General features: G+C 69.5%; 29 protein-coding genes and 2 pseudogenes (1 of these 31 cut by a window edge). 26 read left to right on the top strand and 5 right to left on the bottom strand.

All coding sequences use genetic code 11. The annotated features are described in order from the left end of the window. The 3 genes from GTO19_RS13115 to GTO19_RS13105 form a co-directional block, all read left to right on the top strand. Positions 1-716 carry part of the coding region annotated (locus tag GTO19_RS13115) for a flagellin (protein ID WP_291021335.1) on the top strand (this coding region is incomplete at its 5' end). Its footprint begins 202 nt before the window's first position, so 716 of the 918 annotated nt are shown. A gap of 204 nt (positions 717-920) precedes the next feature. Then, entirely contained in the window at positions 921-1,328 is a 408-nt protein-coding gene (fliS, locus tag GTO19_RS13110) for a flagellar export chaperone FliS (RefSeq protein WP_009519680.1), read from the top strand. A 1-nt stretch (position 1,329) separates the two neighbouring features. After that, positions 1,330-1,644 (top strand): flagellar protein FliT, encoded by a 315-nt coding sequence (locus GTO19_RS13105; RefSeq protein ID WP_291021334.1) that lies wholly within the window; start codon positions 1,330-1,332, stop codon positions 1,642-1,644. 64 nt (positions 1,645-1,708) lie between these two features. Here GTO19_RS13105 and GTO19_RS13100 read toward each other — a convergent pair whose 3' ends face one another. After that, positions 1,709-2,086, bottom strand: a complete 378-nt coding sequence (locus GTO19_RS13100) for a nuclear transport factor 2 family protein (RefSeq protein ID WP_291021333.1) — start codon at positions 2,084-2,086, stop codon at positions 1,709-1,711. 57 nt (positions 2,087-2,143) lie between these two features. Next, complete coding sequence (gene fliE, locus GTO19_RS13095) at positions 2,144-2,464, bottom strand: flagellar hook-basal body complex protein FliE (RefSeq protein ID WP_291021332.1); 321 nt, start codon at positions 2,462-2,464, stop codon at positions 2,144-2,146. Between the two features lie 175 nt (positions 2,465-2,639). Between fliE and fliF the strand changes: the two genes are divergently transcribed. The 17 genes and pseudogenes from fliF (at position 2,640) to GTO19_RS13010 (ending at position 18,307) form a co-directional block, all read left to right on the top strand. Continuing rightward, entirely contained in the window at positions 2,640-4,325 is a 1,686-nt protein-coding gene (gene fliF / locus GTO19_RS13090; protein ID WP_291021331.1) for a flagellar basal-body MS-ring/collar protein FliF, read from the top strand. A gap of 15 nt (positions 4,326-4,340) precedes the next feature. Further along, positions 4,341-5,293: pseudogene (fliG, locus tag GTO19_RS13085) on the top strand (flagellar motor switch protein FliG). Beyond that, positions 5,290-5,994, top strand: a complete 705-nt coding sequence (locus GTO19_RS13080; RefSeq protein WP_291021330.1) for a flagellar assembly protein FliH — start codon at positions 5,290-5,292, stop codon at positions 5,992-5,994. The pseudogene fliG and the gene GTO19_RS13080 overlap by 4 nt, the downstream one beginning before the upstream one ends. Positions 5,995-6,134: 140 nt before the next feature. Further along, positions 6,135-7,604, top strand: coding sequence for a flagellar protein export ATPase FliI (fliI, locus tag GTO19_RS13075; RefSeq protein ID WP_291021329.1), 1,470 nt, complete (start codon positions 6,135-6,137; stop codon positions 7,602-7,604). Next, positions 7,601-8,080, top strand: a complete 480-nt coding sequence (fliJ, locus tag GTO19_RS13070) for a flagellar export protein FliJ (protein ID WP_291021328.1) — start codon at positions 7,601-7,603, stop codon at positions 8,078-8,080. The genes fliI and fliJ overlap by 4 nt, the downstream gene beginning before the upstream one ends. A 948-nt stretch (positions 8,081-9,028) precedes the next feature. Then, complete coding sequence (locus tag GTO19_RS13065) at positions 9,029-9,310, top strand: hypothetical protein (RefSeq protein ID WP_291021327.1); 282 nt, start codon at positions 9,029-9,031, stop codon at positions 9,308-9,310. Between the two features lie 126 nt (positions 9,311-9,436). Beyond that, positions 9,437-10,000, top strand: a complete 564-nt coding sequence (gene fliL, locus GTO19_RS13060; protein WP_291021326.1) for a flagellar basal body-associated FliL family protein — start codon at positions 9,437-9,439, stop codon at positions 9,998-10,000. 18 nt (positions 10,001-10,018) lie between these two features. Continuing rightward, positions 10,019-11,023 carry a flagellar motor switch protein FliM gene (fliM, locus tag GTO19_RS13055; protein WP_291021325.1) on the top strand — a complete coding sequence of 335 codons (1,005 nt, stop codon included), beginning with the start codon at positions 10,019-10,021 and terminating at the stop codon, positions 11,021-11,023. 20 nt (positions 11,024-11,043) lie between these two features. Continuing rightward, a pseudogene (fliN, locus tag GTO19_RS13050) lies at positions 11,044-11,459 on the top strand (flagellar motor switch protein FliN). Between the two features lie 12 nt (positions 11,460-11,471). Further along, complete coding sequence (locus GTO19_RS13045; protein WP_291021324.1) at positions 11,472-11,843, top strand: flagellar biosynthetic protein FliO; 372 nt, start codon at positions 11,472-11,474, stop codon at positions 11,841-11,843. 49 nt (positions 11,844-11,892) lie between these two features. Next, complete coding sequence (gene fliP / locus GTO19_RS13040; protein ID WP_291021338.1) at positions 11,893-12,621, top strand: flagellar type III secretion system pore protein FliP; 729 nt, start codon at positions 11,893-11,895, stop codon at positions 12,619-12,621. A 10-nt stretch (positions 12,622-12,631) separates the two neighbouring features. Continuing rightward, positions 12,632-12,901 (top strand): flagellar biosynthesis protein FliQ, encoded by a 270-nt coding sequence (gene fliQ / locus GTO19_RS13035; protein WP_291021323.1) that lies wholly within the window; start codon positions 12,632-12,634, stop codon positions 12,899-12,901. 19 nt (positions 12,902-12,920) lie between these two features. Beyond that, positions 12,921-13,685, top strand: coding sequence for a flagellar biosynthetic protein FliR (gene fliR, locus GTO19_RS13030; RefSeq protein WP_291021322.1), 765 nt, complete (start codon positions 12,921-12,923; stop codon positions 13,683-13,685). A 105-nt stretch (positions 13,686-13,790) separates the two neighbouring features. Then, positions 13,791-14,396 (top strand): TetR/AcrR family transcriptional regulator, encoded by a 606-nt coding sequence (locus GTO19_RS13025; protein ID WP_291021321.1) that lies wholly within the window; start codon positions 13,791-13,793, stop codon positions 14,394-14,396. Between the two features lie 81 nt (positions 14,397-14,477). Continuing rightward, positions 14,478-15,176, top strand: a complete 699-nt coding sequence (locus GTO19_RS13020) for an SDR family oxidoreductase (protein ID WP_291021320.1) — start codon at positions 14,478-14,480, stop codon at positions 15,174-15,176. A 2-nt stretch (positions 15,177-15,178) separates the two neighbouring features. Then, a complete protein-coding gene (locus GTO19_RS13015; RefSeq protein WP_291021319.1) occupies positions 15,179-16,582 on the top strand; it encodes an MATE family efflux transporter in 1,404 nt (467 codons plus the stop codon). Between the two features lie 168 nt (positions 16,583-16,750). Beyond that, a complete protein-coding gene (locus GTO19_RS13010) occupies positions 16,751-18,307 on the top strand; it encodes a methyl-accepting chemotaxis protein (RefSeq protein ID WP_291021318.1) in 1,557 nt (518 codons plus the stop codon). 32 nt (positions 18,308-18,339) lie between these two features. Here GTO19_RS13010 and GTO19_RS13005 read toward each other — a convergent pair whose 3' ends face one another. Next, complete coding sequence (locus tag GTO19_RS13005; protein WP_291021317.1) at positions 18,340-18,795, bottom strand: hypothetical protein; 456 nt, start codon at positions 18,793-18,795, stop codon at positions 18,340-18,342. A gap of 114 nt (positions 18,796-18,909) precedes the next feature. On the opposite strand from GTO19_RS13005, the gene GTO19_RS13000 reads away from it, so the two are divergent. After that, positions 18,910-19,950: a GSU2403 family nucleotidyltransferase fold protein gene (locus GTO19_RS13000; RefSeq protein ID WP_291021316.1), complete on the top strand. Its 1,041-nt coding sequence runs from the start codon at positions 18,910-18,912 to the stop codon at positions 19,948-19,950. A 7-nt stretch (positions 19,951-19,957) separates the two neighbouring features. Here GTO19_RS13000 and GTO19_RS12995 read toward each other — a convergent pair whose 3' ends face one another. Together GTO19_RS12995 and GTO19_RS12990 are read right to left on the bottom strand one after the other, a co-directional pair. Beyond that, entirely contained in the window at positions 19,958-20,587 is a 630-nt protein-coding gene (locus GTO19_RS12995; protein WP_009519658.1) for a response regulator transcription factor, read from the bottom strand. Then, positions 20,565-21,719: a histidine kinase gene (locus tag GTO19_RS12990; RefSeq protein ID WP_291021315.1), complete on the bottom strand. Its 1,155-nt coding sequence runs from the start codon at positions 21,717-21,719 to the stop codon at positions 20,565-20,567. Before GTO19_RS12990 ends, GTO19_RS12995 begins: the two co-directional genes overlap by 23 nt. 163 nt (positions 21,720-21,882) lie before the next feature. Here GTO19_RS12990 and GTO19_RS12985 point away from each other — a divergent pair, with 163 nt between their 5' ends. The 5 genes from GTO19_RS12985 to cheD all read left to right on the top strand — a co-directional run bounded on the left by GTO19_RS12985 (position 21,883) and on the right by cheD (position 26,590). Then, on the top strand, positions 21,883-22,326 hold the full coding sequence (locus GTO19_RS12985) for a hypothetical protein (protein WP_291021314.1): 444 nt from the start codon (positions 21,883-21,885) through the stop codon (positions 22,324-22,326). A 46-nt stretch (positions 22,327-22,372) separates the two neighbouring features. Then, positions 22,373-22,735, top strand: coding sequence for a response regulator (locus GTO19_RS12980; RefSeq protein WP_291021313.1), 363 nt, complete (start codon positions 22,373-22,375; stop codon positions 22,733-22,735). Positions 22,736-22,849: 114 nt separating this feature from the next. Further along, positions 22,850-24,958, top strand: a complete 2,109-nt coding sequence (locus GTO19_RS12975) for a chemotaxis protein CheW (protein WP_291021312.1) — start codon at positions 22,850-22,852, stop codon at positions 24,956-24,958. A gap of 2 nt (positions 24,959-24,960) precedes the next feature. Next, positions 24,961-25,893 (top strand): CheR family methyltransferase, encoded by a 933-nt coding sequence (locus GTO19_RS12970; RefSeq protein ID WP_291021311.1) that lies wholly within the window; start codon positions 24,961-24,963, stop codon positions 25,891-25,893. Further along, on the top strand, positions 25,880-26,590 hold the full coding sequence (gene cheD / locus GTO19_RS12965; protein WP_291021310.1) for a chemoreceptor glutamine deamidase CheD: 711 nt from the start codon (positions 25,880-25,882) through the stop codon (positions 26,588-26,590). The genes GTO19_RS12970 and cheD overlap by 14 nt, the downstream gene beginning before the upstream one ends. Positions 26,591-26,599: the final 9 nt, after the last annotated feature.

The following is a 26,599-nucleotide window of genomic DNA, read 5'->3' as shown; positions in this document are numbered from 1 at the left end:
CCATCGAATCCATCGTCTCGGCCAAGTCCGACACGCTGGGCGAGACGCCGGTGCACATGACCGCGCAGATCAACAACGCCGCCGACCCGGTGGCGCCCGCCGTGCTGGCCGCCATGGCCGCCGGCGACCTGACGGTGGACGATGCCAGCGGCACCGCCATCGATCTGGGCCCCATTGGCGAGGCCACCACCGGCGCGCAGCGCTCGCAGCAGATCGTCGACGCGATCAACGCCAAGTCCTCCGACACCGGCGTGTTCGCCTTCGCCACACTCGACGCCACCGGCGCCGTCACCGGCTACCGCGTCTGGGCCGAGCGCGCCCTGACCGCGGCCGGCGACTTCGGCGGCTTCGGCGCCGCCACCACCGGCACCGTGACCGACACCGCCGCCGTGGCCAACGCCGCCATGGACGACGTGAGCATCGAGAGCTACGGCGAATCCCAGCTCGCGCTCAAGGTGATCGACTCCGCCATCGACGCCATCAACAGCTCGCGCGCCGACCTGGGCGCCCTGCAGAGCCGCTTCGAGANNAACGCCGTGGCCAACATCAACATCACGGGCGAGAACCTCTCCGCCGCGCGTGGCCGCATCGTCGACGCCGACTTCGCCAAGGAAACCTCCAACCTGTCGCGCTCGCAGATCCTGCAGCAGGCCGGCACCGCCATGGTCGCCCAGGCCAACCAGAACGGCCAGAACGTGCTGTCGCTGCTGCGCTGATCGAAACCGGCCCTGAGGGGTCGCCCCACGCCCCACACGGCGGCGGCTCCCAGAGCCGCCGCCGTTGTGTTTTGAGGGGCCGAAATGGCGCCCCGGGCATCCTCCGAATCGGCCATGAAACCCACCTCTGATCGCCCTCCAAATACCTACAGTCCGGCGCGGGACGGCCGATACATAGGGCATAGCCAGCAAGGAACCCCCGCCATGTTCACCTCCGTCAACACCCGCTCCGCCTCCGTCTACAAGCGCGTCGCCGTGGAAACCGGCGTCCAGGCGGCGGACTCGCACCGCCTCGTGGGCATGCTGTTCGACGGCCTGCTGCAGGCCGTGGCCGCCGCGCGCGGCGCCATGGAACGCGGCGACCTCGTGGTCAAGGGCGAGCAGATCGGCAAGGCGGTGCGCATCGTCGAGGAAGGCCTCAAGGCCGGCCTGGACCCCGCCGGTGGCGAAATGGCTCAGAACCTGCGCGCCCTGTACGCCTACAGCGTGCGCCGCCTGACCGAAGCCAACCTGCGCAACGACCCGAGCGCGCTGGCCGAGGTGGCGACCCTCATCGAACCCGTGGCGCAGGCCTGGCAGGACATCCGCGGCCAGGCCCTGCAAGGAGCCTGACATGTCCGACCTGGAGCAACACGGTTTGATCGACTACTACAAGGCCATCGAGCGCACCAGCGACCAGATGCTGGCTGCCGCGCAGGCCGAGGACTGGGACCGCGTGGTGCGCCTGGAAGGCGCCTGCGCGGTGCTCATCGCCCAGCTGCGCTTCAAGTCGCGCGACGCCGACCTGGCGCCGGATGAGCGCAAGGAGAAGGCGCGCATCATGCAGCGCATTCTGCGCACCGACGCCGAGATCCGCTGCCTGGCCGAGCCCTGGCTGGCCGACCTGGCGCAGATCATCGACCGCAGCAGCGCGGCGCCGACGCACTGAGCCATCCGCCACGCACCACGGGCGCGTGCATCACTGGAACCCAAGGGCGCCAACGGCGCCCTTGTCATTGGGGAGAGCGGGGAACGAACTGCCCGGGGTCGTAGAAGAACTGTTCCCGCACGATGCGCTCGCCGCGCCACTCCTGGTAGGCCAGTTCCTCCAGCTCCCGCACCGAGCCGTCGGGCAACTCGAAGCGAAAGCGCCAGCGGATGACCACCAGATCGCCGTTGACGAACACGGGCCCCACGCACCACGACTGCACGGACTTCGTGCGCGCCATGGCCTTCGCCTCGTGGGCGATCAGGGACTCGCGCCCCACGCGCGGCGGCGACAGGTTCTCCTGCATGGAGGCGTCGGGTGCGTAAAACTCCTCGATCGCCTCGACGTGGGCGTTCTGCTCGACGCGGGCGATGAAGCGGGCCAGGGTGTCGGGGCTGGGCATGGCATTTCACGGCGTTGGAAGGCCTCCCACCATACGCGCTTTCGCCCCGACGGGCGATCAGACCGACATGTTCATCACATCCGTGTAGGCCTGCACCATGCGGTTGCGCACGTGCAGCGCGCTCTGGAAGCCGATCTGGGCCTTCTGCATGGCGATCATGGTCTCCTCCAGGCTGACCTTGGGGTTGCCCATTTGCACCTCGGTCTGCAGGCGGCTGGCCTCGTTCTGGACGTCGCTCACCTTCTGCAGGGCGGTCTTGAGGTTGTCGGCGAAGGCCGCGCCCGCGCCGCCCGCGATGGCGGTGCCCGCGGCCGGGCGCTTGAACGCGGCCACGTTGCCGAGTGACTGGCTGGTCAGGGGGGACAGGCGCATGTCCATGGCGGACTCCTTCGGGAAGCGATCGACAGGCCTGAATCCTAGGGACCCCCTCGGCAAGCCGGGCCGGAAATAAAGCCCCGATAAGCCGCCTTTTTCCGGCACTGCCCGCCCACCCCCGCCGGGATACTCGTCCGCATTCGGGGCCTTTTGCGCCCCCTTGCGAGCCCTCCCGCCCATGAGCACCACCGCCGTCGCCGAAGTGAATGCCCAGCCCGTGCGCGCCAATGCGCTGGCCGAGGGCTTCGCGCGCATGGACAACGCCCAGAAGGTCAAGCTCGGCCTGGGCGCCCTGGCCCTGCTGGCCATCGCCCTGGCCTTCTTCTTCATGGGCCGCCAGCCCGACTGGCGCGTGCTCTACACCAACCTGGGCGACAAGGATGGCGGCGCCATCGTGGCCCAGCTCTCCCAGATGAACGTGCCCTACAAGCACGCCGAGGGCGGCGGCGCCATCATGGTGCCGGCCGACAAGGTGCACGACACGCGCCTGCGCCTGGCCTCGCAGGGGCTGCCCAAGGGCTCGGTCACCGGCTTCGAGCTGATGGAGAGCAACCGCTTCGGCATGACGCAGTTCCAGGAGCGACTGAGCTTCCAGCGTGGCCTGGAAGGCGAGCTGACCCGCTCGATCCAGTCCCTGGCCTCGGTGCAGTCCGCGCGCGTGCACCTGGCCCTGCCCAACCAGAACGGCTTCTTCCGCGAACAGCAGAAGCCCAGCGCCTCGGTGCTGCTGACGCTGCACCCCGGCCGCACGCTGGACCGCGCGCAGGTCGCCGGCATCGTGCACCTGGTGGCCAGCAGCGTGCCCGAGATGAACCCCAAGGCCGTGAGCGTGGTGGACGACCAGGGCAGCCTGCTGTCCAACCCGCCCGACGGCCAGAACGCCCCCGGCGCCGACGTGCAGAAGCTGCAGTACGCGCAGCAGCTGGAGCAGCTCTACACCCGCCGCATCCTGGACATGCTCGAGCCTCTCGTGGGCGCGGGCAACGTGAAGGCCCAGGTCAGCGCCGACATCGACTTCTCGCAGGCCGAGATGACCTCGGAACAGCACCGGCCGAACCAGGGCAACGAGCCCAGCGCGGTGCGCAGCCAGCAGACCATCGAGGACGGCAGCCCCGCCAGCGCCCAGCCCGCCGGCGTGCCCGGCGCGGTGAGCAACCAGCCGCCGGCCCCCGGCAACGCACCCATCAACGGCGCGGCCGCACCGGTGGGCGTGGCGCAGCAGGGCAGCACGGACAAGCCCGGCAATACGCGCCGCGAGTCCGTCATCAACTACGAGGTGGACCGCACCGTGCGCACCGTGCGCGAGTCCAGCGGCACCATCAAGCGCCTCAGCGCGGCCGTGGTGGTGAACCACAAGACCTCGCTGGACAAGAACGGCAAGCCCGTCACCAGCCCGATCCCGCCCCAGCAGATCGAGCAGATGACCGCGCTGGTGCGCGAGACCATCGGCTTCAACCAGACGCGCGGCGACTCGGTGAACCTGGTGAACGCGCCCTTCAACGAGGTGGTGACCAGCGAGCCGGAGGCCCTGCCCTTCTGGCAGCAGGCCGACAACGTGGAGCTGGCGCGCAGCCTGGCCTTCCCGCTCGGCATGGTGGCCCTGGGCCTGATCGTGCTGATGGGCATGGTGCGCCCCGCGCTCAAGCTCATGAAATCGCCGGCGCCCAAGCCCATCACCGAGGTGCAGCCGCTCAACGCCGTGTTGAACGAAATGCCCGAGCGCCCCGGCCTGCCCATGCCGGCGCCCGACGAGGAAACGCCGGAGAAGCGCCGCATCGCCGACGCCAAGCGCCTGGCGCTGGAGAACCCCGCGGCGGTGGCCAACATCGTCAAGGGCTGGGTCAACGGCGAACCCGCGACCTGAGCGAGGAACACGACCATGGACGACAACGGATTGCAGGACGCGGCCATCTTCCTCATGTCGCTGGGCGAGGAGGAAGCGGCCGAGGTGTTCAAGCACCTCAGCCCGAAAGAGGTGCAGAAGCTGGGCGAGACCATCGCGCGCACGCGCGCCGTCTCGCACGAGCGGGTGGACCAGGTGATGCAGCGCTTCACCACCACCGCCTCGTCGCAGAGCCTGCTGGTGAGCGACACCGACAACTACGTGCGCGCGGTGCTCAAGCGCGCGCTGGGCGACGACAAGGCCGCGCTGCTGATCGATCGCATCCTGCAGGGTGGTGACGTGTCGGGCATCGAGAGCCTGAAGTGGATGGACCCGCTGTCGATCGCCGAACTGCTGCGCAACGAGCACCCGCAGATCGTGGCCGCCATCCTGGTTCACCTGGAGGCCGACCAGACCGCCGCCGTGCTGAAGAACTTCACCGAGCGCACGCGCAACGAGGTGATGCTGCGCATCGCCACGCTCGAAGGCATCCAGCCGACCGCGTTGAAGGACCTCAACGAGGTGCTCTACAAGGTGCTGGCCGGCGGCGACAAGATCCGCAAGACGTCCATGGGCGGCGTGAAGACCGCCGCCGAGATCATCAACATGATGGGCACGCAGATCGAGAGCTCGGTGATCGAGTCGATCCGCGACTTCGACCCCGAGCTCGCCCAGAAGATCATGGACAAGATGTTCATCTTCGAGGANNGGCCACCGACCAGCTCATCGTGGCGCTCAAGGGCGCCACCACCGAGCTGCGCGAGCTGGTGCTGTCCAACATGTCCTCGCGCGCGGCCGAGGCGCTGCGCGAAGACCTCGAGGCGCGCGGACCGATCCGCCTGTCCGAGGTGGAGGCGCAGCAGAAAGAGATCCTCAAGGTCGTGCGCCGTCTCTCCGACGAAGGCCAGATCGTGATCGGCACGGGCGGCGAAGAAGAAGCCTTCGTATGACCCAGCGCCCGAAGAACGACCCCTACTCGCGCTTCATCCCGCGCGAGGAAATCGACGGCGTGGCCGCCTGGCAGTTCGCCGCCGTGGACGGCAGCGACCAGCGCCCCGCCCTGGCGAGCGACACCGCGCCCGAGGCCGCGCCGCCCGACGAACGCGTGGCCGAGGTGCGCGAGCAGGCCTATGCCGAGGGCTTTCGCCACGGCCACGACGCGGGCGCGCAGTCGGTGCGCGACGCCATGGAAGCCAGCATGCGCCGCACCGCCGAGGAAACGGCCGTGCGCATGGCCCAGTTGCTGCGCACCACGCGTGAGCACCTCAAGCACAGCGAGCACGAGATCTCGCGCCACATCCTGGAGATCGCCTGCGACCTGGCACGCCAGGTGGTGCGCCGCGAACTCGTGCAGGACCCCACGCAACTGCAGGGCGTGGTGAGCGAGGCGATGTCCCAGCTCATCGACGACGGACTACCCGCCACCATCCGCATGAACCCGGCCGACCTCGCGCTCATGAAGGGCGCGCTGCTCGAAACCCTGGGGGAACCCGCGCCCGAGCTGGTGGCCGACGCCACCATCACCCCGGGTGGCTGCGTGCTCGAGTCGCGCACCAACTCGGTGGACGCCACGGTCGAGAAGCGCTGGCTGCGCGCCATCGGCAACCTGGGCCTGAACACCCCCTTCAACCCGGCTGACGCAGAAGTATGACGAACGATTCGGGACACGCAACGAGCGACGGGGTCGAACCCAGTGGCACCGCGGAACCGGCTTTGCCGGGCCGCAGGTGCCGCCCCCTTGAGGGGGTCGCNNCCTTGAGGGGGTCGCGCGAAGCGCGGCGGGGGTGTTCCATGTCTGACGAGACGCCCAGCCGCTGGGGCCACTTCATGGACGACCTGCGCGCCAGCGCGCAGGCGCCCACGCCGCTGGAGGTGCGCGGCACGCTCACCAAGCTGGCCGGCCTGGTGCTGGAGGCCGTGGGCCTGCGCGTGCCCGTGGGCGCGCAGTGCCTGATCGACAACGGCCACAAGCAGCCGGTGCTGGCCGAGGTGGTGGGCTTCTCCAAGGACCGCGCCTTCCTCATGCCCGCCGGCGACGTGCACGGCCTGGCCAGCGGCGCCAGCGTGACGCCACTGCCGCCCTACCGCACCGTGCCGCGCCTGGGCCAGGACAACCCACCGCCCTCACCCAACGATCGCAGCGTGCTGAGCCTGCCCATGGGCGCCGGCCTGCTGGGCCGCGTGGTGGACGCGCACGGCCAGCCCATGGACCACCAGGGCCCCCTGCGCGAGGTGAGCGTGTCGCCGCTGGAGCGCGCGCCACTCAACGCCATGGACCGCGACCCGGTGCGCGAACCGCTGGACACCGGTGTGCGCGCCATCAACGCCCTGCTCACCGTGGGCCGCGGCCAGCGCCTGGGCCTGTTCGCCGGCTCCGGCGTGGGCAAGAGCGTGCTGCTGGGCATGATGGCCCGCTACACCAAGGCCGACGTGATCGTGGTCGGCCTGATCGGCGAGCGCGGCCGCGAGGTGAAGGAATTCATCGAGGACATCCTGGGCCCCGAAGGCCGCCGCCGCTCGGTGGTGGTGGCCGCGCCGGCCGACGCGCCGCCACTGGTGCGCATGCAGGGCGCCAGCTATGCCACGGCCATCGCCGAGCGCTTCCGCGACGACGGCCTGCACGTGCTGCTGCTGATGGATTCGCTCACGCGCTTCGCGATGGCGCAGCGCGAGATCGCGCTGGCCATCGGTGAGCCACCGGCCACCAAGGGCTACCCGCCATCGTGCTTCGCCAAGCTGCCGCAGCTGGTGGAGCGCAGTGGCAATGGTCTCAACGGCCGTGGCTCCATCACCGCCTTCTACACCGTGCTGTCCGAAGGCGACGACCAGCAGGACCCGATCGCCGACGCGGCGCGCGCCATCCTGGACGGCCACATCGTGCTGTCGCGCGCGCTGGCCGAATCGGGCCACTACCCCGCCATCGACGTGGAGGCCTCGGCCTCGCGCGTGATGCACAACGTGGCGCCGCACAACCACCTGGACCTGGCGCGCAAGTTCCGCGCGAACTACTCGCGCTACCAGAAGAGCCGCGACCTGATCCAGCTCGGCGCCTACGTGGCCGGGAGCGACCCGGAGACGGACCGCGCCATCGTGCTCTACCCCGGGCTGCAGCGCTTCCTGATGCAGGACATGCGCGAGGCCGCGCCCATGGCCGAGAGCGTGCGCGGTCTGCAGACCGCCTTGCAGGAAGACAAGCCGGCGGCGGGCAATGCCCCACGCGGCGCCCGCCCGCACCACAACCCCTATGAGGGCAGCCAATGACCGCCAGTGGTCTCGAGACGATGGACAAGCTCATCGAGCTGGCCGAGCGCAAGCGCGACGAAGCGCTGGCCGCGCTGTCGGCGGTGCGCCGCGAGCTGCAGGCCGCGCAGGAGCAGATGGACCAGCTCACCGCCTACGCCAACGAGGCCCAGCAGCGCTGGCAGACGCGCTGCGCCAGCGGTGTGGACGCGGCCTGGCTCATGCACCACCGCCAGTTCATGGCCAAGATCGACCACGCGATCGACTTCCAGACCGGTGTGCTCGCGCAGAAGCAGCGCCAGATCGACCAGGCCCAGGGCCAGGTGCACGAGACCGAACGCGAACTCGCCACGCTGCGCCAGTACGTCGCGCGCCAGCAGGACGCCATCCAGCAGCGCCTGATGCGCCGCGAGCAGAAACAGACCGACGAAATGGCGCAGAACGCCCACCGCCGCCGCGCCGAGTCCGACAGCACGTTCCAGAGCTTCCAGGCCTGATCCCCGCATGACCACCACCGCACCCAGCAACGCCCACCCGCCCGCCACCCAGGCCGCGCACGGTCAGCCGGCGAACGCCTCACGCACGGGCCACGGCCAGCAACCGGCGGACCTGTTCTCCAGCCTGCTGGCCCTGCTGTCGCCCGACGCGCTGCCATTGGACCCGCAGGGCGGCGAGCTGGCCGGCACCGGCCTGCCGGGCGAGGATCCGCTGACCGAGGACACCCCGGCGTCCGACAACCCCCTGGCCGCGCTGATGGCCTGGACGGCATCGCAGGGCCTGGAGCCGGCGCCGCTCACCGGCGAAGGCTCACTGGCCGGCGAGACGCGGGGCCTGGACACGCGCGCCGACCGCCTGGGCGCCACGCCCGCCGACGGCCTGCCGGCCTCGACCGGCGCCACAGCGGGCCGACAGGTCGCCGCGCCCTGGCAGCCGGCCGCCCGCACCCCGCTGTCGCCGGCCGCCACCCCTTTCACCTCCAACCCCACGGGCACGCCCACCGGTTCGGGCGAAGCCCCCGCCACGCGCTGGAGCCGCGCGGCCTCGCCTGCCGACAACGCCTCCAACGCCTGGCCGGTGCGCAGCACCGTCGCGCTGGACGCGCGCTTCCAGGCCGCCACGCCCACCGGCAGGGTGGCGGCCTTCGCGGCCGGCGCGCCGGGAGCGGCCGATGCCGACGACCTGGCCCTGCCCGGCGCCTCGCCCACCAGCGGCGCGCGCGCCCTCGGTGAGGCGGCCGCGGGCCTGACGGGCACCACGGCCGACAGCGGCCTGGGCGGCGAGTCCTCGGCCGACGGCGGTGGCGCGCACAGCGACAGCGGCACCGACACGAACACCGCGCAAGACCCCTACGCCGCCCCGGCCGACGCCGAGGCGGTGGAGGTGCAGCACTGGGGCGCGGGCGCCATGCGCCACGCCAGCCTNNGCTCGCGCTGCGTGGCGACGAGGTGCAACTGGACATCCGCACCGACGACGCCGCCGCGCGCGAGGCGCTGCGTGAGCAGGCCCAGGCCGCGCTGGGCGAGCGCCTGCAGCAGGGCGGCCTGACGCTGGGCCAGGTCTCCGTGGGCGAGCAGGGCCAGGGCCAGGGCGAACTCCGCCGCGACGGCCAGGGCGCACAGGCCAGCGCGCACCGCGGCGAGCGCGCCGGCGCCGAGGCCGGGGACACGCCGGCCGCGCGGGCGGCCTCGCCCGGCGCCAGCGACCGGGGCCTGGACCTCTTCGTCTGAGGCCCCAGGGCGCGGGAAAGAACCGGTTTTTCCGCGCTTATCGAACGAACGGCGAGGGGGGGCCCCTCCCACAATCCTTCTCAAGCCGCGCGCCTTTGAGCCCGCGGCAACCGACGAAGGAGTGCCATGTCCGCCGCCGCCACCGCTGCCGCCCAACCGGTCGCCGAAGCCGCCCCCAAGAAGAAGGGCAAGAAGCTGCTGTTCATCCTGATCGGCGTGGTGGTGCTCGCCATCGCGGGCGCCGCCGGCGCGCTGTTCATCCTGAAGAAAAACACCGCCGAGGACGACGAGCACGACGAGGAGGAAGTCGCCGCCGTCAAACCCGTCGACCCGAAGTCCGCCCCCACCTTCCTGCCGCTGGACAACATGGTGGTCAACCTGGCCGACCCCGGCGGCAACCGCTACATCCAGATCGGCCTGACCCTGCAACTGCAGGACGCCGCCACCGGCGACGCCGTCAAGGCCTTCATGCCCAGCATCCGCAGCCAGATCCTGGTGATCCTGTCCAAACGCAGCGCCGAGGACGTGCTCAGCGCCGAGGGCAAGGGCAAGCTCAGCGCCGACATCATCGGCGCCGTCTCCGAGGTGATGGGCTACGCCCCGCCCAAGGCCGAGGACGAAGGCAAGAAAAAGCGCGGCCCGGCCAGCCCCGTGCAGGCCGTGCTGTTCTCCAGCTTCATCGTGCAGTAAGCGCGGAGCCACGACGCCATGTCCGAATCGTTTCTGTCACAGGACGAAGTCGATGCCCTGCTGGAGGGCGTGACCGGCGAGAGCCAGAAGCTCGCCAAGGAAGAGGTGCCCGAAGGCGGCATCCGCAACTACAACCTCTCCAGCCAGGAACGCATCGTTCGTGGGCGCATGCCCACGATGGAGATAGTCAACGAGCGCTTCTCGCGCAACCTGCGCATCGGCCTGTTCAACTTCATCCGCCGCAGCCCCGAGATCTCGGTGGGCGGGGTGCAGGTGCAGAAATACAGCGCCTTCCTGCGCGAGCTGGTGGTGCCCACCAACTTCAACATCATGGCCGTGCGCCCCCTGCGCGGCAACGGCCTGGTGGTGTGCGAACCCACGCTGCTGTTCGGTGTCATCGACAGCCTCTTCGGCGGCACGGGCAAGTTCCACACCCGCATCGAGGGCCGTGACTTCTCGCCCACCGAGCAGCGCGTCATCAACCGCCTGGTGGAGGTGGTGGCCGAGGAATACAAGAAGGCCTGGCGCGGCGTCTACCCGATCGAGCTGGCCTACCAGCGCTCGGAGATGCAGCCGCAGTTCGCCACCATCGCCACGCCGAGCGAGATCGTCGTCTCCACCAGCTTCACGCTGGAGATCGGCGACATCACCGGCTCGCTGCACATCTGCATCCCCTACGCCACGCTGGAGCCCATTCGCGACGTGCTGTACTCCAGCGTGCAGGGCGACGCCATCGAGGTCGATCGCCGCTGGGTCAAGCTGCTCAGCCACGAGATCCAGGCCGCCGAGGTGACCATGGTGGCCGAACTGGCCAAGACCGAGGCCACGGTGGAGCAGCTGCTGGCCATGCAGGTGGGCGACTTCATCGAACTCGACCGGCTGCCCACCATCACCACACACGTCGACGGCGTGCCCGTCTTCGAGTGCCAGTACGGCACGCACAAGGGCAAGTACGCGCTGCGCGTCGAGCGCAGCCTGCGGGGCAGCGACATGAACTGGCTCGGGTCGTCCCCCGACCTGTGACCGGCGTTCAGGAGAAAACCATGTCTACCGAAACCAACGAACCGAACCAGGACGCCATCGCCGACGAATGGGCGCAGGCGCTTGAAGAGCAGGCCGCCACCACCGTGGACGAAGGCGCCCCCGCCTTCGAGGCCGACAACATTCCCGTCAAGACCGCCAGCGGCGGCGCGCAGGACATCCAGATGGTGCTGGACATCCCCGTGCAGCTCTCGGTGGAGCTCGGTCGCACGCGCGTGCCCATCAAGTACATCACCTGCAGCTCGCGCAAGGCTCCATCGTGGAACTCGACGCACTCGCCGGCGAGCCCATGGACGTGCTGGTCAACGGCTACCTCATCGCGCAGGGCGAGGTGGTGGTGGTGAACGACAAGTTCGGCATCCGCCTCACGGACATCGTGACGCCGTCCGAGCGCATGAAACGCCTTAGCCGGACCTGAAGGAACACCGACATGTGGCAGAACGCCTGGCCGGCGCTGGTCCTGCTCGCCCTGATGGTGGGCATCGCCTGGGCATTGAAGTGGGCGCGCGGGCGCATGCCCGGCCTGCCGGGCGTACCCGGGCAGAGCGGCCCCTTCGTCAAGGTGCTGGGCAGCGTCTCGCTCGGCCCGCAGCAGCGCGTGGTCACGCTGCAGGTCGGCCGCGGCGAAGACGCCACCTGCCTGGTGCTCGGCGTCGCACCGGGCAGCATCAACACCCTGCACGAGACGGCGCTGCCGGCCGAAGCCGCGACGCCGCCCGCGGCCCCGGCCCCGTTCGCCGGCGGTTTTGCCGCGCGCCTCGCGCAACATCTCGTCAAAGGCCCCGGCGATGCGCCGCGCTGAACTCCCCCGCCTGGTCTGGCTGCGCGCGCTCGCGCTGCTGCTGGCGCTGATGCTGCTGTCGATCGGCGCCTGGGCGCAGAACGCGCCCGTGCCCACGCCGCAAGGCCCTTCCCTGCCCCTGGTGGTGGGCCAGGGCGCGGGCGGCGCCAGCTACTCGGTGCCGATCCAGACCCTGCTGTTCTTCACCGCGCTGTCCTTCCTGCCGGCGGTGCTGCTGCTGATGACGGGTTTCACCCGCATCGTCATCGTGCTCTCGCTGCTGCGCCAGGCCCTGGGCACGCAGTCGGCCCCACCCAACCAGGTGATCGTGGGCCTCTCGCTGTTCCTCACGCTGTTCGTCATGGGCCCCACGCTCGATCAGGTCTACAGCAACGCCTACGGCCCGTATTCGCGCAACGAGATCGGCTTCGAACAGGCGCTGCAGCGCGGCGAGCAACCCATGCGCGCCTTCATGCTCAAGCAGACGCGCCAGTCCGACTTCGAACTCTTCGCCAACCTGGCCCGCCTGCCCGACGACGTGACCGCCGAGAACGCGCCCTTTCGCGTGCTGGTGCCGGCCTTCGTCACCAGCGAACTGAAGACCGCCTTCCAGATCGGCTTCATGATCTTCATCCCCTTCCTGGTCATCGACATGGTGGTGGCCAGTGTGCTCATGTCGCTGGGGATGATGATGCTGTCGCCCGTGCTGGTGGCCCTGCCGTTCAAGCTCATGCTGTTCGTGCTCGCGGACGGCTGGAACATCCTCATCGGCTCGCTCGCCGCGTCCTTCGCGCAATAGGTACGACACCATGGAACCGCAAGCCGCCCTCACGCTCGGTCAGAACGCCCTCTTCCTGTTGCTGGCCGTGGCTGCACCGGTGCTGGCCACGGTGCTCGGCGTGGGCCTGGTGATCAGCCTGTTCCAGGCCATCACGCAGATCCACGAACAGACCCTGTCCTTCGTGCCCAAGCTGATCGCCGCCATCGCGGTGTTCGCCATCGCAGGGCCGTGGATGCTCACCACCATGGTCGAGTTCATCCGCATCACGATCCTCTCCATTCCGCAATACGCGGTCTGACCGCGGCCGGAGCGCGCGCGTGATCACCTTCACCGAGGCCCAGATCATGGCCTGGGTCACGCCGGTGTTCTGGCCCTTCCTGCGCATCCTGGCGGTCTTCAGCAGCGCGCCCATCTTCTCGTCGCGCTCGGTGCCGGTGCGCACGCGCGTGGCACTGGCCTTCCTCATCGCCATCTGCGCCCAGGCCGCGCTGCCCGAGCAGCCAGTGGTGGCGCTCACCGACCCGCGCGCCATCGAAACCGTGGTGCAGCAGGTGCTCATCGGTCTGGCCATCGGCCTGGCGGTGCGCATCGTGTTCGCGGCGGTGGAGCTCGCCGGCGAACTCATCGGCCTGCAGATGGGCCTGAACTTCGCGGGCTTCTTCGACCCCAGCACCGGCAGCCAGAGCAGCACCGTGGGCCGCTTCTTCGGCAACACCACCATGCTGCTGTTCGTGGTGATGGGGGGGCACCTCATGCTGCTGCAGGCGGTGGTGTCCAGCTTCGGCACCTTCCCCGTGGGCGGCGGCGCGCTCGACGCGGTGAACACCATGCGCCTGCACGAGCTCGGCGCCGTGGTGTTCCGCTACGGCCTGTGGATCGCGCTGCCGCTGATCGGCATGCTGCTGTTCATCAACATCGTGCTGGGCTTCGTCTCGCGCATCGCGCCGCAGATGAACGCCTTCGCCATCGGCTTCCCGATCACGCTGTCGGCCGGCCTGATCGGCATCGCCTTCACACTGCCCATGCTGGACACGCCGGTGGCCGCGCTGCTGCGGCTGGCGACGGCGCTGTTCACGGGCTGAGCCCGCGGTCGAAGCCTGGCGGCCCCTTGCGGGATCGCCATTCCCCCACGCATATGATGGTCATCATATTTGGCTAGAGTCGCGCCTCAGCTTCAACGACCCGCCATGGACAGCCCCCCCACCAGCCGCAAGCAGGCCACCCACGACCGCATCCTGGACACCGCCGCCGGCGTGTTGCGGGCCAGCGGTTTCCAGGGCGTGGGCGTGGCCGACATCATGAAGCGCGCGGGGCTCACGCACGGCGGCTTCTATGCGCACTTCGCCTCGCGCGAGGCGCTGTTGGCCGAGGCCCTGGAGCGCGCCGGGCAGGACAGCCAGGCGCGGATGCGCCGCGCCCTGGACGCCGGTGAGGCGCGCGGCGACAGCCGCTTCCAGGCCCTGGTGGACAACTACCTCGCCGACCGCCACCTGCGTTCGCCCGAAAGCGGCTGCCCGGTGGCCGCGCTGGCCTCCGAAATGCCGCGCCAGGCCGATGCCGTGCGCGAAGCCGCCGCCGCCCGCATCGAAGGCCTCACCCGCGCCGTGGCCGCCACCCTGGCGCCCGGACAGCCCCGCGAAGCGGCGGGCCTGATCGCCTCGCAACTGGTCGGGGCACTGCAGATCGCTCGCACGCTGGGCGACAACACCAAGGGCCGCCGCCACCTGGCCGCCAGCCGGCGCTTCTTGCTGGAACAGTTCGCCCCCGACGCGCCGACCCACACCCGGCACTGACCCGCTTTCACGCGCGCCCCAAGGCGCGCTTCCTTCAACGGCCACAAATATGACGGCCATCATATTCAACAGGAGTCTTCCATGCAGATCGAAAACGCCGTCGTTTTCATCACCGGCGCCAACCGCGGCATCGGCCTGGCCTTCGCGCGCGAAGCACTGGCGCGCGGCGCGAAGCGCGTCTACGCCGCCAGCCGCCAGGCCGCGCAGGTGACGCTCGACGGCGTCACCCCGATCGAGCTGGACGTGACCCGGCCCGAGCAGGTGCTGCGCGCCGCGCGCGACTGCGGCGACGTGACCCTGCTCATCAACAACGCGGGCGTGGCCGAGTTCGGCGGCTTCCTCGTGCCGGACGCCCTGGAGGCCATGCGGCGCCAGCTTGACGTCAACGTTTTCGGCATGCAGCGCATGGCGCAGGCCTTCGCGCCGGTGCTGGCCGCCAATGGCGGTGGTGCCATGCTCAACGTGCTGTCCGTCGTCAGCTGGATCAACCGCCCGCTGCTGGGCACCTACGGCGCCACCAAGTCGGCGGCCTGGGCGCTCACCAACGGCCTGCGGCACGAGCTGCTGGAACAGGGCACGCAGGTGACCGCGCTGCACATGGGCTTCGTGGACACCGACCTCACGCAGGGCATCGAGGCGCCCAAGTCCACGCCCGAGGCGATCGTGCGCGCTGCCTTCGACGGCCTGGAAGCGGGTGAGGCCGAGGTGCTGGCCGATGACATGACGCGCCAGGTGAAGCAGTCGCTCGCCAGCGCCACCGCGGCCTACCTGCCCGCCTGACCATGACCACCACCGCCTCCGCCGCCCTCAGTGCCAGCGCGCCGTCCCGCGCCGCGGACACCCGCCAGCGCATGCTGCACGGCCCCGTGCTGCCCACGCTGATGCGCCTGGCCACGCCCAACGTGCTGGGCCTGTTCGCCAACACCATCGTCATCGGCTTCGACGGCTACATCGTGGGCCGCCTGGGCGCCGACGCGCTGGCCGGCGTGGCGGTGGTGCTGCCGCTGGCCATGCTGATGCTGCACATGTCGGCCGGGGGCCTGGGCGGCAGTGCCACGGCCATGGTGGCGCGCGCGGCGGGCGCGGGCGACGACGCGCGCGCCGCACGCCTGGCCTGGCACGCCCTGGTGCTGGGGCTGATCGCCTCGCTGCTGTTCACGCTGGTCGCCGCGTCACCGATGCTGTACGCGGCCATGGGCGCGCGCGGCCCGGCGCTGGAGCAGGCGGCGCGCTACGCGGCTGTGCTGTTCGCGGGCGCCTCGGCGGTGTGGACAGTCAACGTGCTGGCTGGCGTGGCGCGCGGCACCGGGCAGATGGGCGCGGCCGCGCTGGCGCTCATCGCCACCACGGTGATGCACCTGCTGCTGGCGCCGCAACTGGTGTTCGGGCTGGGCCCGCTGCCGCCGCTGGGCGTGGCCGGCGCGGCGGCCAGCACCGTCACCTGCAGCGCGGTGTCGGCGCTCGCCTTGCTGGCCTGGCTATCGCGCCGGGGCGCGCCGGCCCGGCCGCTGGGCGCGGGCTGGCGGCTGCGGCGCGACGACACGCGCGACATCCTTCGTCTCGCCCTGCCCTCGGCCATCAACCCGGTCCTGAGCAACGGCTCGATCGCACTGACCACGGCCTACGTGGCGGGCTTCGGCGGCCTGGCCGTGGCGGGCTACGGCATCGCCGCGCGGCTGGAGTACATCCTGGTGCCCATCGCCTTCGGCATCGGCGGCGCGCTCACGGCGATGGTGGCCACCAACCTCGGCGCGCAACAGACGGCGCGCGCCAAACGCATCGCCTGGACCGGGGCCGCGCTGGTGTGGGCGATCACCGGCGCGATCGGTGTGCTCGCCGCGCTGTGGCCGCAGTGGTGGATGGCGGCGTTCACCCAGGACGCGGCCGTGCAGGCCGCGGGTGCGAGCTACCTGCGCATCGTGGGCGGCGCCTACGGCTTCTTCGGCCTGGGACTGGCGCTGTTCTTCGCCTCGCAGGGCGCGGGGCGGCTCACCTGGCCGCTGGTGGCCAGCGCGGCGCGGCTGGTGGTAGTGGCGCTGGGGGGCTGGCTGGCGCTGCGCCTGGCGGGCGATCAGCCGCAGGCGCTGTACGCCGTGGTGGGCCTCAGCCTGGCGCTCATGGGCCTGACGCTGGCCATCGCCACGCACCGCAGCGACTGGTCGGCGCCGCTGCGCGGACACCGCTGAAGCGCCGGGGGAATCCCCGCACACGCCTGCGGGGAAAGCTTGTGAGGCACCGCGAGCCCGGCGAACGGCTTTCAGAAGCCACCGAAGGGCGTCGATAGTTCTCTGGCTGCCGGCCGTTCACGTCTGCCCTGCCAGGGTGGGTGCGCGCCGCGATTCCGGGAAAGCGACATGAAAGCCATCGCCCATTTGCGCATAGGAGCCCGCCTGACGCTCGGGTTCGCGCTCATCATCGCTCTGCTGGCCACCATCGCCGGTGTGGGGTTCGCCAAGCTCAACGTCATCGCCCACGACATCGAGGTGATCCTGCACGAGCGCTACGCCAATGTGGCCTTGGCCCAGAAGGTGGAAAACGAAACCAACCGCCAACTGAACGCGCTGCGCACCGCGCTGATCGCCACCGAGCGCAACGTGGTGCAAGCGGAGGTGGCCAAGGTGGAGGCCTCCAAACCCCTGGTGGCGAAGGCCATCGAACAACTGCGGGCCGGTGTGCATGAGGCGCGCGACCGGGCCGCGCTGAACACTCTGATCGAGCAGCAGAATGCATTCCGCCAGCGCGAGGACGTGCTCATGGAGCACCTCAAGGCCGGCCGGACCGACGCTGCGCGCAGCGAACTGCTGACGCACATCCTGCCGCTGCAGACCAGCTACCTTGCCGCGATCGAGGCCTTCGCCGAGACCCAGGCCGGCGGCATGGAAGCCTACGGCGCCGAAGCACTGGAAGCCGCCCACGACGCGAAGGTGTTGTCGGGCCTGCTGGCGGCGATCGCGGTGCTGCTGGCCGTGGCCGTCGCCTTCGTGCTCACGCGCTCGATCACGCGGCCCATTGCGCAGGCGCTGCGCGTGGCGCGCACCGTGGCCGCGGGTGATCTCACCTCGCGCTTCGAGGTGCACGGCAGGGACGAGATGGCCGATTTGCTGACGGCGCTGCGCGGCATGAACGACAACCTGGCGCGCATCGTGAGCGAGGTGCGCGAGAGCAGCGACTCGATCGCCAGCGGCTCCAACCAGATCGCCGCCGGCGGCGCGGATCTGTCCAACCGCACCGAAGAGCAGGCCTCCAGCATCGAGGAGACCGCGGCGTCGATGGAGCAGATCGCCACGGCCGTGCGCCACAGCGCCGACACCTCGCGCGCGGCCACTGGTTTGGCGCAGGCCGCCAGCTCGGTCGCCAGCCGCGGTGGCGAGGCCGTCGCCGAGGTGGTCTCCACCATGGGTTCCATCAGCGAAAGCTCGCGCCGCATCGCCGACATCACCGGCGTGATCGACGGCATTGCGTTCCAGACCAACATCCTGGCGCTCAATGCCGCGGTGGAAGCCGCGCGTGCCGGCGAGCACGGCCGGGGCTTTGCGGTCGTGGCCGGCGAGGTGCGCACGCTCGCGCAACGCGCGGCCACCGCCGCCAAGGACATCAAGCGACTGATCGGCGACAGCCAGGGTCGGGTGGAAGCCGGCGCGCGACAGGTGGAACGCGCCGGCACCACCATGGGCGAGATCGTCGCGCAGGCCGGTCAGGTGGCACAGATGATTGCGGCGCTCGACACCACCTTCGACGAGCAGTCGCGGGGCATCGGCCAGATCAACGAGGCCGTGAGCCAGATGGACCAGATGACGCAGCAGAACGCGGCGCTGGTGGAGGAATCGGCCGCGGCCGCGGACAGCCTGCGCCAGCAGGCCGCGCGCCTCAGCGCCCTGGTCGACACCTTCCGCCTGCCGCAGCCCGCCTGAACGCCCAGCGGCCACGCGGCGTTCTCGCCAACTCACTCCTCCCAGCGCAGGTCGCCGAGCTTCCAGTCGCCGCCCACCAGGCGCCACTCCATGCGCACGGTGTAGGGCTCGGCGCGCTCGGGGATCAGGCCCTGGGCGCCCGTCACCAGCACCTGGGCCTCGACACGTCCGAGCGTCGGGGTCTGCGCATCGACCCGCGCCTGGCTCGACATGGCGATGACCTTGATGTTCTGAAAGCGCAGGAACGTGGCGGTGAGCATCCGCCGCGTGCCGTCGCGGTCGAGGTTGCCACTGCCCTGGAAGTGTTCGTCGAGCAGGTCCATCACGTCGCCGGTGTCGCGCGCCTCGATGGCGGCCTGCAGCGCCTTGACGGCGGCTTCGAGCTTCGCCTGCGGGTCGTCCTTGCCGCAGGCGGCGAGCGCGGCAGACACGACGAGCGTGAGCAGCACGGCGCGGCGATGCGCCCGGAACGGGGTGTTGGACACCATGAGGACTCCCTGTGTGGACAGGTCGCGCAGTATGCATGCGCACGATGCTTCGCCAATGCGTCGATCGGACCATGCCGCAGTTATCATTACTTTTTCTAGATTAAGGATAACCGGATGGCCATGCTTTATCGCGATCTTCCAGGCGCCGCTCAGGCCGCGTACTCGAATGCGGCCACGGCGATCCGCTCCCTCGAGGCCAGGCGCGATGCCGGCATGCTGCCAGGCAATTTCGTCACCAAAACGGTCAAAGGCGAGCCCTACTGGTATTTCCAGTACTCGGACCTGTCCGGCAAGCAGCGGCAGGTCTACGTCGGCCGCGACGACGATGCCACCAGGCGCCTGCGCGACGCGCACGTGAATTCACCCAACCGGGAGGGGCTGGACCACGCAAGGCGTCTGACACGCGCGGCGATCGACCTGGGTTGCCCGGCCTTGACGCCCGCTCACTCGCGAGTCATCACCAAGCTGGCGGACGCCTCCTTCTTTCGTGTGGGCGGCGTGCTGGTCGGCACGCATGCTTACGCGGCCTATCAGAACCACTTCGGCATCCGCTGGGAGACGGCCGACAGCACCACCGATCTCGACTTCGCACACGACCACCGCCTGTCCACGGCCATCGCCAGCGATGTTCGCGTGGACGTGGCCTCCGCCATTGAGTCTTTGAGCATGGGCTTCGTGCCCTTGAAGTCGCTCAGCACGTACCAGAAGGCCGATGAACCCGACTTCCAGATCGACTTCCTTACGACGATGGGTCGATCGGGCGAAGAAGCGGTCCACAACGACTCCCTGAACCTCCGGCTTCAACCCTTGCGCTTCATGGAGTTCTCGCTGGAGGACCCGTTCCAGTCCGTGGTCCTGGGCACTGCCGGCCCCATCGTGGTGAACCTGCCGCGGCCGGAGAAGTACGGCCTGCACAAGCTCTTGGTCGCCGCTGAACGAACCGCCGACTACAGGGACAAGGTGCGCAAGGACCTCATTCAGGCCGCGAGTCTGATCGAGTACCTGACGGCCAACGACCCTGATGCGCTGCGAGAGGCTGCTGACAACTTGCGCAGCCGCGGCGGCGGCTGGACGCGGCGTCTCAAGGAAGGGCTCAGGATGCTGCGCGCCATCGAACAGGCGGCGTCGCTGGACCTCGCCGCCCTTGGTGATTGACGCCAGTTCAGACCAGCCCGTTCCTGATCGCGTACACCGTCAATTCCGCGTTGTTCGACAGGTGCAGTTTCTCCAGCACCCGCGCGCGGTACACGCTCACGGTCTTGGGGCTGAGCATCAGCTCCTCGGCGATGTCGCTGAGCTTGCGGCCCGAAGCGATCTTCTGCAGGGTCTGCAGCTCGCGCTCGGACAGGCTGGCGTGCAGCTCCTCGGTCTCGGGCGCGCTGAGCGTGTCCACCAGCATCTGCGCCACCTCGGGCGTGACGTACTTGCGGCCCTGCTGCACCACGCGGATGGCGCCCACCAGTTCGGCCGGGTCGCCGGCCTTGTTGACGTAGCCGCGCGCGCCCGCGCGCAGGCAGCGGATGGCGTACTGGTCCTCGGGGTACATGGAGACCACGAGCACCTTCACCGGCGAGCCCTCTTCCTTCAGCGCGCCCAGCACCTCCAGGCCGCCGCGCCCGGGCATGTTGAGGTCGAGCACGAGCACGTCGCAGGGCGTCTTGCGCATGAGGTCGCGCAGTTCGGGGTAGCTGCCGGCTTCGCCGACGACCTGGATGTCGACCGCCTCGCTGATGGTGTCGCGGATGCCGCGCCTCACCACCGCGTGGTCGTCACACAAAATCACCTTGATCATGGGCTTCCTTGTGCTCCACGGGTGGCGGCAGTGTGTCGCCGCCGGGGAGCGGTACCGAGAGAATGACCGAGGTGCCACGCGCTGACGAGCTGACGTCCAGCCAGCCACCGACCTTGGCCGCGCGCTCGCGCAGGCCCAGCAGGCCGAAGGACTTGTCCTTGCGCAGCGCGCTGGCGTCCAGGCCGGGGCCGTTGTCGCTCACCTCGAGCGTGAGCACGCCCTCGCCGTCGTTGAGGTCGATGTCCACGTGGCTCGCCCCCTGCGCGTGCTTGGACACGTTGGTCATGGCCTCCTGCGCGGTGCGGTAGGCCACCAGCTGCACGTCGCGCGGCACCTCGATGCGCTCGGCCGTGCGGCGCACGTGCACGCGCAGGCCGGTGCGGCGCTCGAAGTTCTGCGCCAGCCACACCACCGCGGCCACCAGGCCCTGGTCGAGGATGGGCGGGCGCAGGTTCATCATGATGCGCTGGCTCGCGCCCAGCGCGTGCTGCACCATGTCCAGCGCGGTGTTCACGTGGCGCTGCATCTCGGAATCGTTGGCGCGGCGACCCACCCAGGCCAGATCGAGCTTGACCGCGGCCAGCGCGCCGCCGATGTCGTCGTGGATCTCGCGCGCGATGTCGGCGCGCTCCTGCTCGATGCTGGTCTGCAGGTGCTCGGCCAGCTCGGCCAGGCGCTGGCGCGACTCGGCGAGTTCGGCGTCGGCGCGCGCCTTGGCCCGGCGCGCGTCGCTGATCTCCAGCGCGCGCTGCACCACGTGCGCCAGCCGGTGCATGCTGTCCTTGAGCAGGTAGTCGCTCACGCCGCGGTGCATGGCGTCCACGGCGGCGGTTTCGCCGATGGCGCCGGACAGGATGACGAAAGGGATCTGGATGCCCAGCTTGCAGGCCGCGTCCCAGGCGTCCAGGCCGGTGAAGCCGGGCAGGTGGTAGTCGGCCAGCACGATCTCGTGGCGCCCGCTCTGCAGCTCGCGGCGGAAGTCCTCCAGCGTGTCCACGAGCGTGATCTCGTTGGGCAACTGGCTGCGCTGCAGCGCGAACTTCACCAGCGCGTGGTCCACCCGCGAATCTTCCAGGTGCAGGATGCGCACCGGACGCGGGTGGCTCGCTGTCGCTTCACCGGTACCGGTCATGGAAGGGGGCTCTGTGTCGCCTGGCGAAGGGGTGAACGGGCGCCTGGAGGTGGCTGGAGAAAGCCAAAAGGGCTGAATTTCAGGCCGTTTTCGGTCGATACCCCAGGAGGCGGCTGCCGAAAATTGTAATACCCCGTATCCGTAAAGACCTCCCTCCGCACCCATGCAGACCAACGCATCGCCGCCGACCCCACCTTCGGTCACGCTGCCCGTGGCGCTGGTGGCCGATCTGCAGGACTCGCTGCTGATCGCCATGACCGACCTGCAGCGCCTGGAGGGCCTGCTCGACCACGCCACCGGCAACCTGCTGGAGCGCTTCGGCAACGCCAACCGCGATCTGGAATCCCTGGAAGGGGCCCTGGGCGAGGAACTCACCCGCATCCGCCACAGCCTGCACCAGGCCGTGACCGAACTGCAGTTCCACGACATGGCCACCCAGTTGCTGGCGCACACCGGCGCCATGCTCAAGGGCTGCGCCTGGCGCCTGGCCGAACAGGCCATCGCCCCCGAAGAGGACGAGGTGCCCCTGGATCTGGACCCCATGCCCGAACGCCCCAGCCCCGTGACCCAGAGCGAGATGGATGCGGGCTCGGTGGAGCTCTTTTAAGAACGCCCGCGAGCCGCCGATAACACCCGAAGAACGGAGTAACCCCATGCGATCCATCCTTGCCGTCGACGACTCGGCATCCATGCGAAAAATGGTGTCCTTCACCCTCACGGGTGCCGGCTTTCACGTGGTGGAAGCCGTGGACGGCCAGGACGCCTGGGACAAGGCGCAGCACCACAGCATCGACCTGGTGCTGACCGACCAGAACATGCCCAAGCTGGACGGCCTGGGCCTGACGCGCAAGCTGCGCGAACACCCCAAATTCAAGAACACGCCGATCCTGGTGCTGACCACGGAGTCGAGCGACGCCATGAAGCAGGCCGGGCGCGCCGCGGGCGCCACCGGCTGGCTGGTCAAGCCCTTCGATCCGGGCCGCCTCATCGAAGTGATCAACAAAGTCATTCGATGAAACACCCCCGCCGCGCTTCGCGCGACCCCCTCAAGGGGGCGGCACCGACGGCCCGGCAAAGCCGGTTCCGTGGTGCCTCTGGCCAAAAAAGACCACCTCTCCAGGAGCAGTGAAATGGGCGACATGATGAACGAGGGTCAACACCTCGGCAACGACATCGATCTCAGCCAGTTCTATCAGATCTTCTTCGAGGAGGCCGGCGAGAACCTCGACCAGATGGAGCAGATGCTGCTCGCGCTGGACGTGAACGCCGCGCAGGACGAGGAGCTCAACGCCATCTTCCGCTGCGCCCACTCCATCAAGGGCGGCGCGGCCACCTTCGGCTTTGCCGACGTGGCCGAGCTCACGCACCAGGCCGAGTCGCTGCTGGACAAGCTGCGCCGCCACGAATTGCAACCCACGACCGCCATGGTGGACGTGCTGCTCGAATCCAGCGACGCCCTGCGCGGTCAGCTGGGCGCCCACCAGGGCGTGGGCAGCGCCCCCGACACCGGCAACCTGGTGGCGCGCATCTACGCACTGGCCCAGGGCCAGGAAGCGCCCGCCGCCGTGGCACCCGCACCGGCACCGGTGGCCGCGCCCGTGGCCGCCCCCGCACCGGTGGTGGCCGCCGCGCCCGCCGCTGCGCCCGCCGGCAAGGGCGAACGCGAGATCGACATCCACATCGGCCCGATCGACAACCCCGCCACGGCCGACGGCATCGCCGAGCTGTTCCGCGACATTCCCGGGCTGGGCACGGTCACCACCCTGCCCTGCGACCAGCCCGGCAAGCGCGTGTTCCGCGCGCGCACCGCGGCCAGCGACAACGAACTGCTGGACCTGTTCACCTTCCATGTGAGCAAGGAGCAGATCCAGATCCACCCGGCCGGCGACGTGGTGCACGGCAAGGTGCCCATGCCCCCGGCCACCGAAGGCAAGGACTACGGCTTCTACGAAGGCGCGCCGGGCCTGCCGGGTGCCCCTTCCGCCCAGGCCACGGCCGCCGCCGCGCGCGACACCCGCGCCGCCGAGGCCCGGGCCAGCGCGGCCGGTCCCGCCGCCGCTGGCGCGGGCCTGGAATCGAGCACGCTACGCGTGTCGGTGAGCAAGGTCGACCAGCTCATCAACCTGGTGGGCGAGCTCGTCATCACCCAGGCCATGCTCGCGCAGAAGAGCCGCGAACTGGACAACAACAACGCCAACAACCCGCTGCTGGCCGGCCTGGCCGACCTGGACCGCAACACGCGCGACCTGCAGGAAGCCGTGATGTCGATCCGCATGATCCCCATGTCGGTGGTGTTCAACCGCTTCCCCCGCATGCTGCGCGACCTGGCGTCCAAGCTGGGCAAGAAGGTCGAGCTGGTCACGCAGGGCGAGTCCACCGAACTCGACAAGGGCCTGGTGGAGAAGATCACCGACCCGCTGACGCACCTGATCCGCAACAGCTGCGACCACGGCATCGAGATGCCCGACGAGCGCCGCGCCAAGGGCAAGAACGAGACCGGCACCATCACCCTGTCGGCCACGCACCAGGGCGGCAGCATCCTCATCGAGGTGCGCGACGACGGCAAAGGCCTCTCCCGCGAGAAGCTGCTGAGCAAGGCCCGCGAGAAAGGCATCGACGCACCCGATTCGCTGAGCGATCCCGAGGTCTGGAACCTCATCTTCGCGCCGGGCTTCTCCACCGCCGACCAGGTGACCGACGTGTCCGGCCGCGGCGTCGGCATGGATGTGGTGAAGAAGAACATCACCGCCCTGGGCGGTACGGTCGAGATCGATTCGGCCGAAGGCTACGGCATGCGCGTCTCGGTGCGCCTGCCGCTCACCCTGGCCATCATGGACGGCATGTCGGTGCGCGTGAGCGACGAGGTCTACATCCTGCCGCTGGCCAGCGTGATCGAGTCCTTCCAGATCAAGCCCAGCGACATCAACACCATGGGCCAGAACGCCCGCGTGGTGAAGGTGCGCGAGGAATACATGCCGGTGGCCGAGCTGGAGCAGATCTTCTCGGTGCCGCGCTTCGAGCACAGCGCCGCGAGCCCCATCATGGTGGTGGTCGAGGCCGAAGGCCAGCGCGTGGCGCTGATGGTCGACGAGCTGCTGGGCCAGCAACAGGTGGTGATCAAGAACCTGGAGAGCAACTACCGCAAGGTGCCCAATGTGTCGGGCGCCACCATCCTGGGCGATGGCAAGGTGGCGCTGATCCTGGACACCTCCGCACTGGTCCGTCGTTCAAGGCATTGAACATGCACCCCCCCGCGGCGCTGCGCGCCACCCCCCCAGGGGGGCAACACCTGCGGCCCGGCAAAGCCGGTTCCGCGGTGTTTCCCGGTTCGGCCCCTGCGCTCGCCGTGGCCGAGGACGGGCCGGTCGCCGAAGGCCGCGAGTTCGTCTGGTCCGACGCGGACTTCACGCGCATCAAGGCGCTGATCTACAAGAAGGCCGGCATCAGCCTGCACGACGGCAAGCACGCCATGGTGTACAGCCGCGTGTCGCGCCGCCTGCGCGAGACCGGGCACACCAGCTTCAAGGGCTACATCGACTGGCTGGAAGGCCACGACGGGCCCGAGTGGCAGGAGTTCATCAACGCGCTCACCACCAACCTCACGGCCTTCTTCCGCGAGTCGCACCACTTCGACGCCCTGGCGCAGTTGTTGCGCGCGAAGCCGGCGCACGACTGGCGCATCTGGTGCGCGGCCGCCTCCACCGGCGAGGAGCCCTACTCCATCGCCATGACCTGCGCCGAGTCGCTGGGCAGCAACGGCCGCTACGAAATCGTCAACAGCGACATCGACACCAAGGTGCTCGCCACCGCGCAGCGCGGCGTCTACAAGCACGAGGGCAGCAAGGGCCTGTCGGCCGAGCGCCTGCAGCGCTTCTTCCTGCGCGGCAAGGGCGCCAACGCGGGCCAGATGCGTGTCAAGCCCGAGCTGCAGAAGCACATGAGCTTCCTGCCGGTGAACCTGATCCACGAGCTGCCGCTGCGCGAGACCTTCGACGTGGTGTTCTGCCGCAACGTGATGATCTACTTCGACGCGGCCACGCAGCGGGCGGTGCTCGAGCGCATCCACCGCGTGATGCGCCCCGGCGGCACGCTGTTCGTGGGCCACGCCGAGAACTTCAGCGACGCGCGCCACCTGTTCGCGCTGCGCGGCAAGACGGTCTATGAGCGCCTCTAGCCTGGCCCCCATCCCGCCGATGGCGCCGCTCAAGCCGCTGTCGGGCCTGAGCCTGCCGCGCGTGACGCCGGCGGCCGGCGTGGTCTCGCGCGTGGACGAGCTCAAGGCGCGCACGCCCAAACCGGGCGAGGCCTCGTTCTTCTTTCATGAACCGCACTTCCGCAGCGACGCGGTCAAGGTGCTGCCTGGCGAGTACTACGTGAGCACCGAGGACCTGGTGATCATGACCGTGCTGGGCTCGTGCATCGCCGCCTGCATCTGGGACCCCAAGGCCCGCGTGGGCGGCATGAACCATTTCATGCTGCCCGAAGGCGGCAGCGATTCGGGCGGGCGCTACGGCTCGTACGCGATGGAATTGCTCATCAACGAGATGATGAAGCTCGGCGCCCGGCGCGAGACCATGCAGGCCAAGGTGTTCGGCGGCGGGCAGGTGATGAGCAGCTTCACCACCATGAACGTGGGCGAGCGCAACACCAAGTTCGTGCTGGACTACCTGCAGACCGAACGCATCGCGGTGGTGTCCAAGGACGTGCTCGACATCCACCCGCGCAAGGTGTGCTTCTTCCCGGTGACGGGCAAGGCCATGGTCAAGCGCCTGGCGCACACGCAACCCGAGACACTGGAAACGCAGGAACGCAAGGGCAGCGCGGCCGTGGTCGCCAAGGCGAACGCCGGCGGCACGGTGGACCTGTTCTAAGGAGAGGAC

Origin of the sequence: Hydrogenophaga sp., assembly GCF_011772445.1 — a bacterium.
Lineage (GTDB): Bacteria > Pseudomonadota > Gammaproteobacteria > Burkholderiales > Burkholderiaceae_C > Hydrogenophaga.
The sequence above is the reverse complement of the archived record's forward strand: the minus strand, read 5'-3'. Positions and strand labels throughout refer to the sequence as shown.